Below are 19,101 nucleotides of genomic sequence, written 5' to 3'. Positions count from 1 at the left end.
CTCGCCACCTTCAGACGGGTCTCAACGAGTGGCGCGCCTACAGATCACCTGTCGACAATCCGGCGCTTTCCCTGTTCGGCCTTCGAAGCCTTCGTGGCAGTGCTGGGCGTCTCCCGCCGTCCAGGAACCTTGACAATCAGGACCGCTCGCTCGGTCCCATCATTGAGTAAATCGCCAATGCGCGTCTCATACCACGTGTCCATGTGGGCCAGCCTGCTGTTCTTCTTGGAAAGATCGAGGACCAGCATGACGCCTAGTTTGACGTTCGTCGCCTGATAAATGACAGTCTGCTCGCCGTAGGACGCGAGAAGGTTGCTGAACGATGCGTCGACAAGCTCACGCTTAACTTCAATGACGATTGCTACCCCGTCCGCCGTGTAAACGACATCCGCTCGTCCGCCAGCTATACCCCTCCGTTCGTCGGACACAGGAAGTCCCGCCGAGCGGGCATGTCGCAGAAAGTCTTGTTGTAGATCTTTCTCATGAGGGAGCGGCTTCCCCCGCTCGAAGAGATATTCGGAGAAACGGTCGAGCTCCACCGAGCTGTCGAGCTTCTGTGCAAGGAAATTTGCGACCCCAAGGACGAGTGCAAGAAAATGGCCACGGACCACGGCCGACGCGTAGTCTTCGACAGTGGCGAAATCGCTATCCACTGTCTCAAGCATGCGGCGAACAGCAATGCCAGCGTTCTCCGATTGGTGCACGTGCAAGCTTTTCAACGCCGTGGCGACAAGATCTTCGTACGCTAGTTGGCTAGTGGATCGAACCCTTTCTCGAAGCGCGGAATCCAGTGGGTATCTGGGTTCCGCGACCGTAGGGAAATCAGCTCCTCCCGAGTAGGCGGCCTCGACGGCCCTAGCGAGATCGCCGGTTAGCTCGGCGTCGAATTTCGATGCATGCCGGCGCAGCCATGCCGACAACTGCTGCACATGATTTCGGTTGCCGAAAAGACGTGGTTCGAGGGTAGGCCTGATCACGCAGTCCACGCCGCGCCCAGGACGGCCGGCAAAGACAGATTGGTTCGCCTCGTATGCGAACAAAAGATGCTCTTCGATGATCTCCACTGCTTCGAGCCAGACGTCTTCGTCAAGCCTGCTTGTAAGAGTGGCCAAGCTGCCGGCAAGCGAGGTCAGGGCCGCTACCTGGCTGGCGATCGACCCAAGGATCGGATCGCTTCTGCTCATGAGCGAGTACGACGAATAAGCGAACGCGGTAGCACGTAGCTCCTTAAGGCGCACCTCAATGTTCTCGGGGATCTGCCGCCTGTGAAACTGCATCAGGAGATCAATCGCCAGTTGGTATGATCGAGCGTCGTGCCGGGAATCCCTTAAGGTAACGGCGCGGTCGAATGCCTGTCGAGCATCGGTGAGATGAAGCAGGACGGTCGCAGTGTCTTCGGCTTCGATCGCCTGTTGCAGTGACAACAGTCCCAGTTCGAACTGAACTTGATCGGCTACATCGGAGACGTTTCCAAGGACATGCAAGAAATTTGAGAGCGCTGCATTGCGTGTCTTGCCATGAAGGACTCCAGCGATCCTCGCGGCATGGGCAAGGAAAGTGGGCTCGTCGTTCGGCGACACTTCCGACAGATCCGCAACCAACCTGGCAAGCCGTATTGCATCTTCACGTGCAAAGGCAAGGGCACCCTTTAATGCCGCGTTTCGCAGCACCGTCGGTCTGCCGCAGTCGATAGCTGTCCCCAAGAGACGTTTGAAGACTTTCGTCTCGACCGCCGGGTCGTCGAAGTGCAATGCTAGCATTCGGTTCGAAATCGTATTCAGCTCAGGGCCGCGGTCGATGACGATCAGAATGTCGGCTAGAAACTCGTCGACATCTGCAGGACGTTCGTCGCGAAATGGTAGCACCATCTCAACGATGATGTCCGAGAACATGGACGCGCCGACGCGTGCGCCGTCCGACAAGAGCCTATCAAGCCCCCCGAACCGGTCAACGGTCGGCGTCTCCTGGTGGGAGAGAAGACCTTCCATGATCTCGTCGTACTGCATCACCGCCTACCACAAATAACCGTCCGCTCGATTCTTGACGACGTTGTCGCAAGGAACATGACTAAGGATGGCATCGTTCTCGATCCCCGCAAGGAAGACCTGCACCGTCGGCAAGGATTCCGACAGTCTGGCAAGGCCTTCGATGATCTGAGAGACGTCTTCGTTGACGACTTCGGCGCTCCCAACTGAATCCAAAAGTAGAACGCCGGGATGTCTACCGATGCCGCTTTCCTCGGCTACGTGAATCATCGCAAGGGTTGCTGCGAGTTTCAGCCGGGTTTTCTCCCCCGACGTACATTTGCTGAAGGTCTTCGGCCCGCCAACGAAGATGACATCCATCGTCGTGTTGCCTTTCAACTTCACTTCTCGGAGGTCGGTAACTCCGAAGGTTTGGGCGAACGTGGCCGTCAGTGCCGACACTCGGCCGAGCACGTCGGTTTGCTCCTCCTTGTACATCTTTTCGGTCGCCGCGATGGCAGCGTCGAGAAGCCCGATGTCCGGGGCCGCAGTGATCGGCGCCGCACCTGCCATCTTCTCCAGCTCTTCAATCTGAGCGTCCAGCCTCAGCAATTCCATCTGTCCGTCCGGACGAGACTGAATTTCCTTCATCTCCTGCTCTAGTCGCCGCGACTCCTGATCATACCGGTCCCGTTCGGCTTCGGCCTCCGTTTTCTTGCGCGTGAAATCGGCGAGCCGAGAACGAAGCTTCTTTGCCTCATCCTTGGCGATCTTAACGGCTTCGCGAAGATTGGCCTCGACGCCTGCGGAGTCGTCTGGTTGGCGAGGTTCTGCTCGGCCACAGACGATGCAATCATGATGGTCCTGCCTGACCGCGCGGACGTCTTCATCGTAGACCTCCTCGCAGCTAGGGCATGACACCGGATTGAGACGACGGAAGATATGACCGGCGGCCTGGCTTTCCAGGAACGCGCTCAGTTCGCGCGACGTCGTGGTGACCGCATCTTCAGCGGCGCGGCGCTGACCGTCGATCTCGTTGGTCAGGATGATGTTCTTGCGCACCTTCTCGGCGGCGGCCATGAACTTCGTCAGCGCGTCCGACACCGCCCTCTGCACATCGGCGACGGGCCGCTCCTTCGACTGGTTGGCTACTATTTTTGACCGGTTTTTGATAAGGTCGTTGAGACGCGTCCGGGCCGCCTCGGAAACTTGTTTCTGGGCCTTAGCCTTTTGGTCACTGTCGATCTGCTCACGTTTCCTTGCCTCCATCAGCGAGGCCCGCGTCATTATCCATGGGAGGCCCAGATACATCTGCATCATGCGCGTAGGCTTGCCATGGGTGATGTCCGAGCCGCCGAAAACCGTGGAGGGATCCGGCTCGAACCACATCGCTCCGAACAACCAGTTCCAGCCGTGCCGTTGGTCCCTTCCGGAGCCGTCCTCCTGCTCCGCGATCACGTCGAGCGGCTCGAGACCGAGCTCTTGCAAGAAGAAGCTGTCCATGGCCTCGGCGAAGGTCTTCGAATCTTCGAATTGGGCGACGACAAATTCTTTATTGCGCGCAAACTTTAGGAGCTTGCCGATGCTGCGCTCGGCGTCCTCGAGACGGACTTCGAACTCGTCGCTATCGATGTTGAATCGCAACGACAGCGTGCGGAACCAGCCGTTCATGTCCGAGGGGAGGGTGCGGGTCCCCGTCAACGCCCAGCGAATTATCCTGAGAAGCGAAGTCTTGCCTTTGAAGTTCTTTGAGGAGACGAACGCGTGAAGACCGACGCCCATGTCCTCGCGCAAAAACTCGATGACAGGCCTCTCGTACTCGCCCGTCTTTGTGCCGTCGAACTTGAGGCTGACCAGCCTGAGGCGCCTCGGAATTGCGTGCGTTAAACGCGGTTCAATACCGTGCCGCTTGAGCAGAGACCCCACCTCTTCGACACTCCTGGCGGTCTTCTCGGCAATCTGTGAGACCCATTGGTCGCGTGTGATCGCGGTCATGCTTTGATTTCCTCTAGTCGGGCACGGACGCGATCGGCAATCGTCGGAATGAGATCGTGGAGCTGCGCTTCGTGATATTCTTTTTGCTGGTGCTGTCGTTCTTTCAAGGCGGATCCGCCGCGGCCCTTCGCGACTTTCAGCACGAGCTTGGCACGCGCGGCATACCACCCAAAGATGGAGTGCTCTCTTGCGATCCTGCCAGCAAGCTCGATCCCGGCCTCGCTCAAAAGAAAATGTCGCGGGTTTGCGGTCGGATGATGCACGGTCACCGGCCGAACTAGTCCTGCGACGGCCAGGATTGACAGCACGGTGTCCAATGGCTCGTATGCGCCGAAGTAGCGGCGCAGCATCGGGATCGCCTTCTCAGAGGGCTCGTTGTCATCAAAGATCCCGCGAGCGGCTTCCAGCAGAGCCACCTCGCTGGATTCGAGATACTGGGCCAGCAATTCATCTGCAAGGTAATCGGGGTAGCGGATCCAGAAGTCCAAGGCTTGAAGGCGGGTTTCGCCTTCAAAGCGCCGCGGATAGCCGGCGGGTGTGATCTCAGGGTTTTCGACCGAACCCTCTACCAGAAGGAAAAGGATTCGAACGGCGTCGCGGTATTCGGTGTTTGCCATGCACTGCCTCGAAATGGACTGCCACATCGAAGCAGTGGGTCCTCTGGGTAGTATTTAAGATAAGGAAGTCGGTTCGGTAAAGGCGGGGTTGAGAGTGTCTACCGAATGAATAGATCGCTCTTACTTTCCGATCCGGCACTCGATCATAGATTTCGTCAAGCGTTCAGACTTTTCAGGTCTACGATACCCAAAATTTTCTCGCCGAGTTTACCGGCCTCGGTGATGATCGCATACCGACTGCCAGACGCAGATGTCGCAGCAAAGAGCTCGCTCAGCGTGGCTCGCCTCGCGACTAGCGGTGTCGCCGCGCCGATCGCTGCCACCTCGGCAACAGCGGTTCCATCCAGATCGACGATCCCGTCGGCCGACTTCGTCATTACCCAGTTTCCGATCCTGGAACTGTCAACCACGACCGGCCCTACGTCAGTTTCGACAAGGATGAACCCATTCTCGCCCTCAATCAGCGTCCGCGACGCATCGCTTACCGGGATCGTTGCCGCGATCGTTTTAAATGACTTATGCGCCTTTCGAAGGAAAAAAGGTTCACGCATGACGAGCGGCCCCTCTCGAAGCACGGTCTGCAGCGTGCTGTGTTGCCTCAGCCACCCAGAGGTAGTGCGGCACGCGTAGCCGACGAGAGTTAGGAATTCCGAATGCTCAGGAGAGAGGGCACGCTTAAAAATGGGTTCGAGATGACCGATCCTATTGCGGACTTCGAGAGCTAGCCCAAGTATCCGATCCATCTCGGAGAGGTTTTCCTCAAGGCTTTTTTCCGCTGGCAGATTCGGATAGAACTTCTCAAGCCTTCCACGCCAGAGCGTCTCGCGATAGCGATCCTTATAAAGGACGGGCCAGAAACCAAACGACAACGAGGCGACAACCCGGTCGACGGCGGCACCCTCGCCATATTTTCCATAGACTTCTTTTAAACGATCCAAAGTCTTCTCAGCGGCGGCTTTGCGAAAACCTTTTGACTTTGGCCAATTGTCGCCCCATCTCTCGGTGAGAGCCATGTGAGTGCGATTGCGGATCGTGATTTCAACGACCTCCAGTGGGAATCGAATTGCTTTTGAAAGTCGCGCGTTGTGGAGGTACCAGCCTACCGCCCCCTCGCGATTGCGCTGAGCGTGATCGAGGTATGTGAAGAAGCGCCTCGGGGAGATACTGGTCTCCAGATCGGCGAGACCTTTTGCGGTGTAAGTGTAGGCGTCTTGACTCTCTGCCATAGCTACTCTAGTTTCTGGTCTGTGATCACGTGCATCGCGTCCGAGAAATTGGAACGTCCGTGAAACTGTTAGGGCCCTGGGACAGGCGGACTTGTGTCGCTCCTCCCAGGGTTTCGCTTTTTCGGCGTATACTTAGAATGTCTTTCATGTGCAACCATCGGACGCACGGTCTGCATAACACTTTACCGCTTGCCGTCGACTCGTAACCGTCAATCAGACTAAGTTCGTCGGGACTGAGGGAAAGCGCTGCGCTTGAGAAGAGGATCCGCGCGTCCTCCAGTTGTGGCGACCTCTGAGGCCCTGAATTAGTGTTTTGGCTATGCCGCAGATAAGGTTGAAGAGAGCTCTTCGTTCTCATTTGCAGCTTCGCCTCTCCGAGGTTGGGCAACCTCTTGAAGCGATAACCTCGCCGCGATCGTCTGCCCCGCAAAATAGGGGTTTGACTTTCTCGGGTCGGGCGGGGCGCCACGCTCCCATGAATATCGCTCGACATGCTGGCTCACCAGCGTGTCGAGGATCCTTTGGCGAAAGCCAGACGTCGGAGAACCAAAGAACCGGAAACGTTCCGATCCGACATTCCTCGACGCGTTGACGTCCGCGTGCATTCTGCTGCCGCAGAAGCGGCATTGGAATTTCTGGGCCAACCTGTTGCGCTTGTCGGTATAGCCGCAGCACGAACAGGTCTGGCTGGTGTAGGCAGAAGCGACTTCGGTCGCCTCGATGCCGAATTCTTGGCTGATGGCCGCAAGCTTCGTCCTTAGGATGGCGCGGCCGCAATTCTGGATCAGTCCATTCATCCGCGCCGACATGCCGGGAGACTGAAAGTTCAGCTTTTCAAGATAGAGCTTCGATGGGCGATGCACCTCGATCAGCCGATTGATGACCCGATTGATCTCGGTGGTGATAAAGCCACGGACCTTTGCGACCCACGCGCAGTAGCGCTTCGACGAACGCGGCTTCTGCCCCGATCTCTGCACGTGCTTGGCGATCCCGGATACGACCCGGTCCATCGCCTGCAGTTTAGCCTTGAATCCTCTGCCGAGCAGGTCGCCCTGGTCGGTCGCGAACATCGTATTGAGGCCAAAGTCCAGCGCGACGGCGTCTGTCTTCACGGTCGCTGCATAGTATTCGCGCGAGGCCTCAAAGGATTCGGCCACATCCGTCATCACACCGACATAGATCTTGCAGTCGTTCCGATCCTTGATGATCTGGAAGGATTTGGCACGGGTCCCGCGTCGCTGATCGAAGTGTTCGAATCCTTTGAGAGGGATGTCGATCTTCATGCCCTTGGCGACCGACATCCGCAGCCACATGTCGTGACCGGTGGCCGCCGTCGCTTCCGACAGCTTCGCGATCCGCTGGTCGACGAGCATGTTGATGCTGGTCATCCGCGGGGAGCGATGTCGGCTCATGACATGCGACATGATCTTGCGGGCGAGGCGCCGCGCGGATGCAGGTATCTCGACGCCGCCGCCGACGAGCTTCCGAGACAAGTCGAACCAGGCGCGCGCCTTGTTGATGACAAAGAGCATGTGTCTCGTTGTCTCACCGACGCTGGACCCAAAAACGATCTGCTTGAAGTCGTTGCCACGGTTTGAAACGTAACTATTCAACGATCCGAGCACCTGCTCTCGCACCATCTGCACCTGTGCGGCGCCCAGTTCCGATTTCAACTCCGCTAAAGGATCGACGAGACCAGGCGCCATTTTCGGGTACCGCCGCGTTGCTCCCGGCTTGCCCGCTCCGCTGTCCAGCCCGTAATGAGCTCCGATCTGCACAAGGAGCGCGGCCCGGACGGCGACGCCCGCCTTCCGGTACGCGGTTGCCGGATCGAAGAACGGGTCGAAGCGCCCCTGCTCGAAGAAGCAGCGCCATTGGATTGCCGCAGTCTGCACGGCGGCTCCACGCCAACGGCGGAGCATCGCCAGAACAAGTTCTTCCTTTCCGGCGTTCATGAACGTCGGTAGCTTGTCACAGCGATAGACTGGAAAGCGCTCGCGCTTCCGCTTAGGCAAGATGCGCGTCTTCCGACAGGCCCGAGCGCGCTGAGGCGGACATCATCTTGCGCGAGACCCAATCGGGCGTCAGGAGAGCAAGAATGTCTTCCGCAGCGGCACGGTAGAAGTCGCGGTCATGGCCCTCCATGGTCGTGCCCACAACCGCTGCCTCGAGCATCGACTGAAAAGCCGAAACCCGCGAAGCATGTTCGTCACGATGCCCCAGATCAGCTGCCCCGATGCCGCGACTGACGATTATGCGGTGATTGAGATCCGTCAAAAGCCCACCCTTTTCTCTCTTCCTATGGAGAAATGGTCAGGCGAAAAACGAATGGCCGCAATAGCGTTTGACGTTGAACCGACCGATCCGCGTATCGGCATCAACCTAGTATGCAGTAGCGGCGGTCGCGATCGGCTGAGCGGCTTCAACCTAGTATGCGGGAATGCCACAAATCTAATGGAGGTGACGAGGTCCGCTACTCACCGGCCGTGTGTGGAAGGCGGTGGGCGAGTTCCCGCCGATATGCCGTGTCGATCTGCGCGGGTGCCTTCCGGATGTATTCGAAGGCCCTCTGCTGCGGCTCGGCGGGTAGCCCTTGGAGATAGGCGACGACCTCGTCGACAGATGGGATTCGACCTTCCTCGCCCTGAAACTTCGGCGGCAGGTCCGTCCAGATGACGGCGTCTACCTTTTGGGCCGACGCCCATTCCGACAGTCCGGGCAACGATCCTGGTTCCGGCCTCTCAGCACGCCAGAGACCGATGTGATGTCGGTGAGGGCGTCCTTCCCTCTGACGGAGGAGTTCCTTCGCAGCGTCAGGATCCTCGGAATCCATCTCGGCCCACAGGGAGGTGACGACATCGGCCGGAGGATGGATGACCAGCGTGATGCGCCCGTGCTCGTTTCCGGATTGGCGAATAAACTCGACTCGGATCGGCGGGCCGTCCAGATGCCATTCCGAGCGGAGAGGGAGGTCGCCAGGATTCCAATAGAGCGACCCCCAGCCTAAGCACGCGATTTTCATCATTAGGTTTCCAATTGTGCCTCTATTACAGGCAGTCGCGGAAGCTTGCCAATATTGCTGGGTCTCCACCTGCTGGAGCTTCTATCCGCCCACCCATAAGCACCCCTGACGCGGTGTAGCTGTTTACAACCACCATCCCGCTGCCGCTTCCCAGTGCGCGTGCCACTTTGGAATCGATGATAAGCGAGGCAAGAAGCTTCGAGTTAGGATACAGCTTGAGATGGTCCGAACCGTACTCAAAGGTGCCTGAGGTCGTATCGATCCGAAAACCGTCAATGTGGGTCGTCGACCTCGCAGCCATTTCAGGGGGAAGCCCCTGCTTCTCCGATCTCGCATAGAGGTTGACAATCGGACGCCGCTTCCAGCACAGCGTCTCGATTTCGTAGACCCGTTCAAGAGCGCCAGGATTCTGCTCATCGACCGCTGTCGCCACGATCAGCCCGTCCTTGGGCATCAAACGGAACGCGTGAAAGCCGGGCTGCTGGACGATGTTGAGGGCCGCGATTTCCGCTTGGGTAGGAATGAACATGCTGTTCGGCGATTTGTTCGACAAAAGTTCGAATAGCTCGGGTTTCGCCCCCATGTTTCGCAGGTACCCCGCAATGGCGGACGATATCAACTGAGTTTGCTGCATCGCCGCGGATGAGCTTGCAAATGTGCCACCGTAAAACTGATGGAAGCCGATTCGAGCGTCATCGGGGATTTCGCGTTCTATCCCACCCATAAATGCCAAGGCACACGCCGAATAACACTGTGCACCTGGTAGTTCCTGTCGATACTGCCCAGGAACTTCACCAGAATACCTCCGCACCTCGGTGTGAGCACCCTGTTTGCGTATGAATTGCCCAATTTCTAAGCCGTCCAGCAGACTTCCACCTGGGCTGTCCAGGGAAATTATGAAGTTGAAGGAATCGTAGGCGTTCTCGTCCCAATAGGCTTCAAACTTCTTGGCATCGCCATCCGCGATGGTTCCGGTGACGAGTATCTTCGAGGTTGCGTTCCCTCTTTCCATTTCAATTTCCATCGCAGCGGCTGCTGATGCAGAAAACACCACCACTGCCGCTAAGATCGCCGTGATCGCAGTCTTTCTCATGTCTGGCAATTCCCCGTACCCTTCACGTAATTTAAGCAAAGTACCTCAGCTAGATCAATGCATTACCGTCTAGGGACGGAGGTAAATCCCATACTAGCAACCCCAACTGATTAGGTTTCGGGGCAATCGAATACCTAAGCGCTACACAGCGCTACGCCCATGCCGGGTTAACCCTCCGCTGGCATCCGGTCGCATTCCTCCGCAAGGAATTGCAGGCCCGCCGGATTGTGACGTGCGCGGCCCCGATGAATGCGAAAGATGGCCGCTTCCATATGATTGCGGATCTCGTCCTGGCCAGACAGAAGCCGGGCAGCGCAAAGGAAACCATGTTCATCATGCTGGAGGACGAGACCGGCCCGGCGAACATCATCGTCTGGACGCACAAGGACGGCGTCGCGTTTTGATAAGATCGACGGCAGCGTATAGCCTTCAACAACCTTTAGGTTTCGAGCCGGGCCGTAACCGAGCAATCGTTTTGGGTTCGGGGGAGGGCGTGGTCGCCATACTCATTTTCGATCCGGGGATGGCGCGGTAGGTATTGCCGCCAAAGACAATCAGCTCACTATCGAAGCGGATTGTACCGCGGGAAATAGGTACAACTCGCTAGACGGCACCCTTGCCGCCAAACGCACGGACGTTGCACCGTGGGATAAGTCTGAACCGGGCCCGGTCATCTTGGGACTGATCGACATCTCTAGCCGAGACATGGGACTTATCGCGGAAGCTGAGCCAGCCTGGCCCGATAATTAATGCGTCTTCTCTGAGCTGGAGACGAAACTGTCCGTGGTCTGAGACACGATCATTGTGCTCCAACGATTGCTTGTGCACGGCGGCGCTCCATCGAAATTGATCTAGTGGCCGCAATGGTGACGCCGGGAGAAGAACAAATCAACCTACAGATCGGTCACTCGCGTTTTTCCCCGACACCTCAACCTTGAGGGGCGAAATCTCGGTTGTCTCGCACGATGATCGGGATGCCGTCCCCCAGTAAGCCGAGGCGACGTTTGCTTCCCGCGCGCACTTGCCATGCTAAAGCAGTCAGCTGTTTCTTGATAGTTGATAATCCCGTAGAATTTCGTACTCGCTGACTACCTTTCTGACAGAGGTAAATGGCGATCAAACAGCTAAAATAGAATTTAGAATAGACATCTGATCCCAGGCTATGCAGGCTCTACTTCTTTGTCTCCATATATGGAAAAACGTTATTCGTTTTGAAAAATTTCTTGTTGGTAAGGTTAAGCGCAATAGCTTTCGAAGGAAGTATTGAATTTCCGCTCTATGGTTGTAAAGATTGCGGCGAAACGGTGGCGTGCATCCAGTGGAATGGGGCAGGCTGCGAGGTTTTTGTAGCAAGGGGCGGTACTAATGAGACTGAAGTCTACAGTTCTTTCGGCACTTTCCATTTTGACTTGCCTTGCGTTCTCAGGCGCACAGGCAAATGACGATTTGGTACGGGGAATTTTCGGTGTAATCGCTGCGGGGGTTGCTCAAGGCGTCCAGAACCAAAATCAGCAGCAACAACGTCAGCCGCAGGATGTATACCGCAGTCAGCAGCAGGTATTCACGGTAGAAAACGAAGCGGCGGAAAGAAAAGCGTTTCGGGCCGAGATTCAGAGGCGTCTCAATCTGCTTGGGTTTGACGCAGGCGTCCCGGATGGTTCTTTCGGCGCCAGAACCAGACAGGCGATCGCAAACTTTCAGAGTAAGATCGGTCGTCGGCCAACCGGCAAGATTTCCGAAGCCGAGATTGCCGCTCTTTATGAAAGTACAAACGGCCAGATCGATCGAGGAATGGTCGCTCGGGCCGCGGGCTCGGCCGGAGCCCGGCCAGTTGCTGCTCAGGCGTTCGCTGAACCGGAGATGCCACAAGCAAACGCGCAGGCTCCTGTTGGTCAAAATGCCGCCGCATATGCAGAGCCGGCTCTGCCGAGCGTCCAGGCTGCCGCCTATCAGGAGCCAGTTGCTGCGAATGTCGCCAATCCGCTCGTGGTCGCGTCTGGCCAAGGCCAAGCAGCCCAGGCTTATGTAGAGCCAGCGGCACCACAGGTCCCTGCCGCTGCGGCGAATGCCGTCCCGGTTCAAAGCGCAGCCTCTGCGAACGTAGCACTGCTCGATACCGTGAAAGACGCCGTCTGCTCGGAAGACAGCAACAAGTTTGCATCGGTCAAATCTTTCATCGACGCCGGGGTGCTTGATAAAGGTGTTGCAATCTCGAAGATCGATGAATCTATCCGTCGTTGCGCCAATACCGCAGGAACGGCTCGCGGATTTCTCCTCGGGCTTGCGGGTAATGACATCACGGTTCCAATATGGATAGATTCGCCGGGATATAAGCACGCAACGAAAAACGACGCTTGGTGGGGTAGCTTCTGGTTGCCATCCGACGGGAGCAACCGAGTTCTGATCACGGGCAACTACGCGCAGCTGGTGATGCTGATGGACAGCTCAGGAGCGCAGTATCAAAACGATGCGAAGTTTGCGGAGCAGGTGCGAGCCAATCCCAACAAGCGCGATTGCCTTGGCCTACCCCCAATGTACTACGCGGCGGTGGCGAGAAACTTCGAATACATAAAGTGGTTGCTCGACATCGGCGCTAATCCCAACATTGCCGTTCCCTTCATTGGAAGAGGGCCAGGGTTGGTAGGCGAAGCTGTCGACGGCACGGGACCGATAACAGATTCCCGCCAGAAAGGGTACGGCTTGATTTCGCAGTATGGCTGCGTTGACAATGGGCCGAGCGCGGCTCTGATGGGAGCCTACCAGGCCCGCAACGAACTCGTTCCTGTTTGGGCGCTTGCGCTGGACCGCGTCAGGTCAGGACAGAGCAGAGATTTCCAGATCGCCACCGCCATGCTTGCAAAGGTGCCGTCTGTTCCGCCATCAACGATCGTCGACATTATGGACGACAAGTTATGGGGCATTAGCATCAATCGCGATGAAGATCTCGCGATGGTGAAGCTTCTGGTCTCGATGGGGGCCGACATCAACGCGAGCCGTCGCGATGGAACGAAGCCAATGGCCGCTTTCATCAAACAGGGCATCGAGAAGCATAACCTCGAGCAACTTCTTGCCGTAGGCGCGCGCATCTAAAGTTCAGCCGGCGCCGACGAGACAGATCTCTGCGGCGCCGAAGATCAAGAATTCACTTCCGGTATGAAACGCGCCAGAGCGCCGAAATGTTGCTCTGGATTTCTCATCAAGCAAGCCCATCGAGTTTCAATCAACAGCGATGGATGAAAAGAAAGGTCCTGACAATGAATGCCTTGATTGTTGCAGTTTGCACTGTAATCGGTATTGCAGTGGGTATCGTCACCCGGCCAACACTGCTCGGTATGCAAATTCCCCTGTCCGTCATTACAAGTAGTCATCCTCTCGACGCTGAGCCCAAGTCGATGGTCTTCGCACATCTCGGGTTGACGGGCGGAATCGGCCTCCTATGCGGGATCGTGCTTGCCGTGCTCATCTCGGCAGTCACAAAGCGTCAAAGCGCTTGAAATAAGCATTTGCGATCGGCTGAAAGACATCTGTCTCGCGCAGATTGCTTTCAGTTCTGGGGCCGGGGAATATGACGAAGTCAGATTGCAGGGCGTCTCCGGCAACGATCGAGGCCGGCAACGCTCTGCAAAGCCGGCCTACACTCAGACGCTTGTCACCATTCGCGACAGGAACTGAGGACTCTGTATGGGGCGATCTCGGCGTGTCCACTTGTTAAGAGGAAGCGACCAATAAGAACCACGTTATTGGCACGTAGGCGTCGTACCTGTCCGATACCGAACTGCTGCGTCCAGGTTTGTCGCCCTATACTTACTTTTAGGGGAGGTCGCAGGTGGATAAAAAGCTGCTGCCCGAAATACATCTCGACGTTTAGCATGTAATCGAAAAGAACATTCTCAGGTTTTACTTTTTGTGATATTTGCCTCCCGCCACCGGCACTAGAGGGGAATATTATGAAATTGATTCGTCTTTTAATTGCAGGCATGACGCTCGCAGGCCTGTCTGCCTGCAGCGACCCCGAGAAAGATGCGAACGCGCTGTTCGTCGACGCCGCCAACGAAATACAAGGCGCGGCTCAGAAAGGGGACTGGGACAAGTATCAGGCATATCTCTCCGCCTCCGATAAGATCAAGAAGCTCGGAACCGACGACCTCAAGACCACGCAGGTCTCCGTAAAGGTCGCATCCGGCGAGAAGATCGGAACGCTGTCCTTCCCCGATCTCACCAAGGAGATCGAACGGCTGCAGGCAAGCAGAGGCGTCTGCGCCGCACTTAAGACCGATGCGTGCGTGACCGGGATCATCGTCGCCGCCATCCCGGAATTGATGAAGACCAAGAACAACAGAAGCCTCGACACCGCGGTCAGTCTCATCACGCGGCTTCAGTTCCTGGGCAAGCAGGCGGAGGCGGATAGCGCCATCGTCAGCGTCGGGCAGGCGCTAGGGGTTCCGAACGTCCAGAAAGAGTTTTCCGGTGGGTATCCGGACTTTGCAGCGGACCTCGCAAAGGAAATCATCCCAGGAAGGTCAGATGCGGAAACCACCGTCATCTATGACATCTTCCTCAAGGCGCCAGCCCTTCAGGACCCGCTGGCGCTTCAGAGGTTTATGTCGAAGTTCACCAACACGCTCAGTCTCAAAACACACGAGACCCTGATCTCCCGGATCGTCAAGGACACGAAGGACGGACAGGAACAAAGCAATCTAGCTGGCAGAATGCTTTCTGGCCTCTATAACTTCAGGGAGAACCCGCCGCCGACCGAAGCTCTTCTGTCCTTGGCCTCTTATGTCGAACCGAGCAAGCGCAACGAGCTTCTGGCTGAAATCGCCTCGCTTGGCCCCGAGCAGGAGAAAGCGGTCTTGGCGCAAGTAAAGGAGCCGGAAATCGAAGCGTTCAATACGGCCCTGATGAAGGCCGGGACTTGGGCGCTGTCGGCCAAGGAACGCCTGAAGGTCTTGCAGGCGTCCACCGCCACGGCCGTCATCGATTCACCATTCCTCGTGGTCAAGACAGCCGTTGAGAACACAGACGACAAGGATGCGGCCCTTGGACTGCTAGATCGTCTCTCCTCCTACCCCACGCCGCTCCTTCAGATCGCGCGCGAGCAGGTTGATACCGGAAAGGGCCTCGAAAAGATCGTCCCGCTCACGCAGGTGGCGGTAACTTCCGATCCTGGTGGTCACCCGGCGGTCTCGCTTTGCGAAAACTCCATCAATATCGTGGTTGCGGCAAAGCGAGACGATTTGATCGTCCCGCTGGTCAAAGCTTGCGAACCGATCGCTCGTCTAGGCGGAGACTCGAGCGCGTTGGCCCAAAGCATGGCCCGAACTCTGATACTGGGAGCGACCGGCTCGAGCGACGAGACAGTTCTCGACCAGACCGTCGCCATCGTTTCGCAGACGGACGGGTGGAAGAACGGCCTCGACGGTATCATGGGCGCCGTTGTCTACGCGAAGAAAGCGAAGCAGGTGGAGGTCGTTGCAAACTCAGCCACGGCAGCCCGCGATCCATCACAGGTAATGTCTCGCTATCTAGCCTTCGTTCTGTCCGTCGACGGCAACGCGACGGAGGCTTGGGATAAAGCACGCTCCACAGGTCTCAAAAGCCCGAACTGGTGGCTACCGGCCGAAGCTCTGGTCGCCACGAGTTCTGGCCCAAGCGCCTTCGACAAACTGATCGACGCCCGCGGCAAGGAAGTGGCGGCGGCGCTCGTCGATACGCGCTCTTCAAGTGGCGCGGAATATCTGCCCCGACTTTCCGCGGAGCAGCTTTTGAAACTGTCGAAGGTCGCCGAGGATCCGAAGGTCGAAGCAGAATTGCTGAATGCGCTCGCGGCCAAGGTGACGAAAGACAGCAAGCCGGAGCTCGTAGCTGCGGCATGGCAGCTTCCGGACGACGACGCGGCCGCCGCGCTGCGCGTATCGATGCTACTGATCAACGACCGCCTCGCCGAGCTTAGCAGGGCCACGCAGTAAACAACAGGGCCGCAAACTGAACGGTTTGCGGCCCTCTCTACTTCTTGTCTCGTGACAGCGAAGGTCAACTCCCGCAGAGGGCGAGGACAAGCTGTTGGACAGAAGACCCTGCTTTTCTGACAGCACAGAATAACGCGCTTCGTTTGATGCTCAGCACTGGCAAAAAGGGAGCGAAAGTGCATAGTTTCTTCGTCAATGAGTTGGAAACCATATTTGATCCATACTGGCAGAGACTAGAGACGGTCGCAAACAATTCAATCGATCTCAAGGATTACAATGATGGCTGACGAAACCAGTATGTCCCCTACAGCTGAAACCGCGCCAGCGGATAAGTCTGCGGCGTCCAGGGAAAAGAAAACCCGCGCCCCGCGCAAGTCCAAAGCTGCCGGGGAATCTGTTGCCAGTGCGTCAGTTAGCGTAGCAGTGAAGAAAACGCGTGGCCCAGGCAAAAAGAAAGCTGACGCCAGCGAAGCTGCGACCAGCGCACCGACCGCCAAGTCGCCGGCTGCGTCGAAGAAGCCTGCCGTCGTTGCGAAGACCCAGCCAGGCAAGAGCGGCGGGCCGCGCAAGGCGGAAGCCACTGCTGCAGCGGTTGATGGTTTCTCGGAACTGCTGAAGCTGGAAGAAGAAAACCAGAAGCTGCGCAAGGAACTGTCCGAGAAGCTGCGCGCTGAGAACGCTGAGCTTCGCAAAAAGCTTGGAACAGTCTGAGGCGCCGGCAGTCTCCGATATAAATCGTGACGCTGACTATCACTTAGGGCGGGACTTGCATTGCAAGCCCCGCTACCTGCTCGGTACAATCCACCGACGATAACGAGTCGGGGGTAAGTGCCGATGCGATCACCATGGCAGGTGTTGAAGAGCTTCGCCTCGCGCACCAGGGCGGACGAGGAACAAGCGCCAGAAGGTCGCGCGTTACCTCCACCCGAGGAACTGGACGAAACGTCATCGGATCAGCCGGCGACTACAGCCGCCACTTCGATAACTGCTCACGCCGAAGAATCCACGGTCGAAGAAGACAAGGCGCCGCTAGGGAGTCGGACCAAGATCCGACCCACAGAACCGTCGCCGAATGCGAGCGTAAGCGAAAGCCGCGACACGCCCGCAGAAAACGTTGAACTGCCAGATGAGACGTCGAAGAGCTCGATCGCTCCGGCAAAGCCAACCGTCGACGGGTTCGATACGTCTGGTGAAGCCATCGAGAAAATCAGATCCGCACCTAGTCCGAAGGATCGTGCCAAAGCAGTTGCGCCGCGCGCGGGGGAAGAGGCAACTAAGTCCCTGGAACCAACCGCCGCTGAACGCGCATCCGTTCTCGACGACGAGATCGAGGAGCTCCGGAAACAATTGAGTGCCAAGCTTCGTGAGCAAAACAGTCAAATCAGAATGCTGCTGGATCGGTACGACAAAGCGTGAACACACCCTAGTCGCCCTCGGCTATGCGCCGCCAGTCCGCCTTCGTCGCCGCCGCCGGCTGGGGCTTGTATTCCGCGCGGTGCGAATTCTTAAGTAGGCTTGCCACCATCGCTTCGCTTAGACGCTGCCATCTCCGGACGATGGAACATTATTGTGCGCAGTGAATTCTCTATCGCCGAGACAGTCTCCCTTAGCCTTCTCGGCGCGTGGAGGGCTTAGAGCCCCTGAAGCTCTCTTGGCTCTCCACACTCTAACAGGGTGTGGCCGGCACCGACCGATCCAACATAGACCCACTCGTCGCCGCGGCGGCCTGCCTGCAGTAACCACAGATGTGTGACTTGGCAAACCCTGATGGCATGGCCATAGTAACCGCGCTCTACCCGAAGGAGTTGCTCATGAAGACGATGACCGAAGATCAGATCCCGAACTTTGTCCAGGACGTCGCTGACATCGGGTGCGATATCGTCGCCGTAATGGGAGGAACTGGCTTCCTCCTTGGCGATGCCGATTTGTCGCCGGAGGATTATATTGCCACAGAGCCGCAGATCCTAGCTATCGGCGAGAAGTACGGTCGACGGGATCACCTGATTTTCGAGATAGCTCAATATCTCGTTTCCATAGGTCGATATGCGCCGCCAAGGCAGAGCACAGCCAGACGAGTGGTGAATTGAAAAAACGTCAGCCGGCACGGAACCTTGGCACGCGTTCGACGTCGTGTGCCCACTCTGGATCAGCGCCATTGCCCCGCCATCGCGCGATGGCTTCTTTTTGTCAGCCAGAGATCTAGCCGTCCAGAGCGACTGGCCGTTATTTCTGTTCTTGCGTGGCGAGTGAGCCCAAACGCCACTGGTCGGCACGCTGTGCACCGGGGTCGGCGTCGCTCACCACTGGGTTGTTGTGATGTCAGCAAAGACCGAAATTGCCGACGACTTTGCGTCACGCGACAATATGGCCTTGCATCAGCCTTTGCTCGCCGCAATGATCTATCCGCATCCCCTCCGTCGCAACTCGCAGTGAATACTCCTTATCTGCAAGCTTATCGGAGTACGCGATTTGTCCATGCGTGAACATCCAGCCACTGTGCCGGATCACATATTCGACGTCGCTCTGCCAATCGACCTTCACACCGGTTAACTTCTCGATTAACCGCGCCGCATTAGCCATCCGCTCTATACCAAACAGAAGATTGCTTTTGTCAGTTTCCCAACTGGGCTGGTCCGATTCAAGTTCGAGACTTACAGCAGCGTCACGGTATCCCTCGATCAAACTCTGAATTGCTTGTTTCACCTGATACGTTCCCCGTATTGGATAACTCTGAACCTTAGTCCTCTCAGAATGCTGCAGTTGCCTATTCACTGCGTCAAGCATTGATGTTATTGCGGCGTATGCGATCGTCCGTGTTTGACTTGACGATAGTTTTTGTGCGCCAGTTCCCGGATTTCAATTCCATTCCCTACGATCCGCTGCTTGCCTACGCACAGTCGAAAACGGCCTGCATCCTGATGACTATCGGTATTGCGAGGCAGTGGGCCAACGATGGCATCACGTCGAATGCTCTCAACCCCGGAGCGATCGCCACCGGACTTCGGAAGCACACCGGTGGTCTCAGGACACCCGAGCATCTGCGTAAGACAATTGCGCAAGGGGCGGCGACATCCGTACTTCTAGCGGGATCGCCTCTTCTGGAGGGTGTTTCCGGCTGTCAATGCCGGGTGAATTTTCCCCATTAGCGCCGAAGTAAAATTCCCCACTTATGCCGACGTGGACGACAGGGCGAATTGAGGATTTTTCGGCGGCCG

General features: G+C 57.1%; 16 protein-coding genes and 2 pseudogenes. 8 read left to right on the top strand and 10 right to left on the bottom strand.

The genetic code is table 11. The features are described 5' to 3' along the window. Positions 1-44 precede the first annotated feature (44 nt). The 8 genes from J5286_RS30295 to J5286_RS30260 form a co-directional block, all read right to left on the bottom strand. Positions 45-2,006, bottom strand: coding sequence for a hypothetical protein (locus tag J5286_RS30295; protein ID WP_209193699.1), 1,962 nt, complete (start codon positions 2,004-2,006; stop codon positions 45-47). A gap of 6 nt (positions 2,007-2,012) precedes the next feature. Further along, entirely contained in the window at positions 2,013-3,959 is a 1,947-nt protein-coding gene (locus tag J5286_RS30290; RefSeq protein ID WP_209193698.1) for a hypothetical protein, read from the bottom strand. Beyond that, on the bottom strand, positions 3,956-4,576 hold the full coding sequence (locus tag J5286_RS30285) for a hypothetical protein (protein ID WP_209193697.1): 621 nt from the start codon (positions 4,574-4,576) through the stop codon (positions 3,956-3,958). The genes J5286_RS30290 and J5286_RS30285 overlap by 4 nt, the downstream gene beginning before the upstream one ends. Positions 4,577-4,731: 155 nt before the next feature. Further along, positions 4,732-5,802, bottom strand: a complete 1,071-nt coding sequence (locus tag J5286_RS30280; RefSeq protein WP_209193696.1) for a hypothetical protein — start codon at positions 5,800-5,802, stop codon at positions 4,732-4,734. Between the two features lie 317 nt (positions 5,803-6,119). After that, a complete protein-coding gene (locus tag J5286_RS31675; protein ID WP_209215410.1) occupies positions 6,120-7,697 on the bottom strand; it encodes a zinc ribbon domain-containing protein in 1,578 nt (525 codons plus the stop codon). Positions 7,698-7,809: 112 nt separating this feature from the next. Further along, a complete protein-coding gene (locus J5286_RS30270) occupies positions 7,810-8,079 on the bottom strand; it encodes a hypothetical protein (RefSeq protein WP_209193694.1) in 270 nt (89 codons plus the stop codon). Positions 8,080-8,275: 196 nt separating this feature from the next. Then, entirely contained in the window at positions 8,276-8,524 is a 249-nt protein-coding gene (locus tag J5286_RS30265) for a hypothetical protein (RefSeq protein ID WP_209193693.1), read from the bottom strand. A 325-nt stretch (positions 8,525-8,849) separates the two neighbouring features. Then, a complete protein-coding gene (locus J5286_RS30260; RefSeq protein WP_209193692.1) occupies positions 8,850-9,917 on the bottom strand; it encodes a COG3904 family protein in 1,068 nt (355 codons plus the stop codon). 152 nt (positions 9,918-10,069) lie between these two features. Here J5286_RS30260 and J5286_RS31450 point away from each other — a divergent pair. The 7 genes and pseudogenes from J5286_RS31450 to J5286_RS30225 all read left to right on the top strand — a co-directional run. Beyond that, positions 10,070-10,294, top strand: a pseudogene (locus J5286_RS31450) (hypothetical protein); the annotation flags it as partial. A gap of 988 nt (positions 10,295-11,282) precedes the next feature. After that, positions 11,283-13,007, top strand: a complete 1,725-nt coding sequence (locus J5286_RS30250; protein ID WP_209193690.1) for a peptidoglycan-binding domain-containing protein — start codon at positions 11,283-11,285, stop codon at positions 13,005-13,007. Positions 13,008-13,093: 86 nt separating this feature from the next. Then, positions 13,094-13,411 (top strand): hypothetical protein, encoded by a 318-nt coding sequence (locus J5286_RS30245; protein ID WP_209193689.1) that lies wholly within the window; start codon positions 13,094-13,096, stop codon positions 13,409-13,411. A 453-nt stretch (positions 13,412-13,864) separates the two neighbouring features. Next, positions 13,865-15,886: a hypothetical protein gene (locus J5286_RS30240; RefSeq protein ID WP_209193688.1), complete on the top strand. Its 2,022-nt coding sequence runs from the start codon at positions 13,865-13,867 to the stop codon at positions 15,884-15,886. Positions 15,887-16,165: 279 nt separating this feature from the next. Then, on the top strand, positions 16,166-16,597 hold the full coding sequence (locus tag J5286_RS30235; RefSeq protein ID WP_209193687.1) for a hypothetical protein: 432 nt from the start codon (positions 16,166-16,168) through the stop codon (positions 16,595-16,597). A 144-nt stretch (positions 16,598-16,741) separates the two neighbouring features. After that, positions 16,742-17,302 carry a hypothetical protein gene (locus tag J5286_RS30230; RefSeq protein ID WP_209193686.1) on the top strand — a complete coding sequence of 187 codons (561 nt, stop codon included), beginning with the start codon at positions 16,742-16,744 and terminating at the stop codon, positions 17,300-17,302. A 395-nt stretch (positions 17,303-17,697) separates the two neighbouring features. Continuing rightward, positions 17,698-17,973 (top strand): Y4lK-related protein, encoded by a 276-nt coding sequence (locus J5286_RS30225; RefSeq protein WP_209193685.1) that lies wholly within the window; start codon positions 17,698-17,700, stop codon positions 17,971-17,973. Positions 17,974-18,238: 265 nt separating this feature from the next. On the opposite strand, the gene J5286_RS30220 is transcribed toward J5286_RS30225, so the two are convergent. Further along, a complete protein-coding gene (locus tag J5286_RS30220; protein WP_209193684.1) occupies positions 18,239-18,589 on the bottom strand; it encodes a hypothetical protein in 351 nt (116 codons plus the stop codon). Positions 18,590-18,735: 146 nt separating this feature from the next. On the opposite strand from J5286_RS30220, the pseudogene J5286_RS30215 reads away from it, so the two are divergent. Then, a pseudogene (locus J5286_RS30215) lies at positions 18,736-19,002 on the top strand (SDR family oxidoreductase); the annotation flags it as partial. Here the strand turns inward: J5286_RS30215 and J5286_RS31445 are convergent. Next, positions 18,908-19,101, bottom strand: a 194-nt coding sequence (locus tag J5286_RS31445; protein WP_245206694.1) for a hypothetical protein, incomplete at its 5' end; no start/stop codon positions are given. The pseudogene J5286_RS30215 and the gene J5286_RS31445 overlap by 95 nt on opposite strands.

The organism is Rhizobium sp. 16-488-2b (assembly GCF_017741815.1).
Taxonomy (GTDB): domain Bacteria; phylum Pseudomonadota; class Alphaproteobacteria; order Rhizobiales; family Rhizobiaceae; genus Rhizobium.
The sequence above is the reverse complement of the archived record's forward strand: the minus strand, read 5'-3'. Positions and strand labels throughout refer to the sequence as shown.

Bases quoted from the DNA above. Each gene is read 5' to 3' on its own strand.
- J5286_RS30295 (WP_209193699.1), bottom strand. From the start codon at position 2,006: ATGCAGTACGACGAGATCATGGAAGGTCTTCTCTCCCACCAGGAGACG.
- J5286_RS30290 (WP_209193698.1), bottom strand. From the start codon at position 3,959: ATGACCGCGATCACACGCGACCAATGGGTCTCACAGATTGCCGAGAAG.
- J5286_RS30285 (WP_209193697.1), bottom strand. From the start codon at position 4,576: ATGGCAAACACCGAATACCGCGACGCCGTTCGAATCCTTTTCCTTCTG.
- J5286_RS30280 (WP_209193696.1), bottom strand. From the start codon at position 5,802: ATGGCAGAGAGTCAAGACGCCTACACTTACACCGCAAAAGGTCTCGCC.
- J5286_RS30260 (WP_209193692.1), bottom strand. From the start codon at position 9,917: ATGAGAAAGACTGCGATCACGGCGATCTTAGCGGCAGTGGTGGTGTTT.
- J5286_RS30250 (WP_209193690.1), top strand. From the start codon at position 11,283: ATGAGACTGAAGTCTACAGTTCTTTCGGCACTTTCCATTTTGACTTGC.
- J5286_RS30245 (WP_209193689.1), top strand. From the start codon at position 13,094: ATGTTGCTCTGGATTTCTCATCAAGCAAGCCCATCGAGTTTCAATCAA.
- J5286_RS30240 (WP_209193688.1), top strand. From the start codon at position 13,865: ATGAAATTGATTCGTCTTTTAATTGCAGGCATGACGCTCGCAGGCCTG.
- J5286_RS30235 (WP_209193687.1), top strand. From the start codon at position 16,166: ATGGCTGACGAAACCAGTATGTCCCCTACAGCTGAAACCGCGCCAGCG.
- J5286_RS30225 (WP_209193685.1), top strand. From the start codon at position 17,698: ATGAAGACGATGACCGAAGATCAGATCCCGAACTTTGTCCAGGACGTC.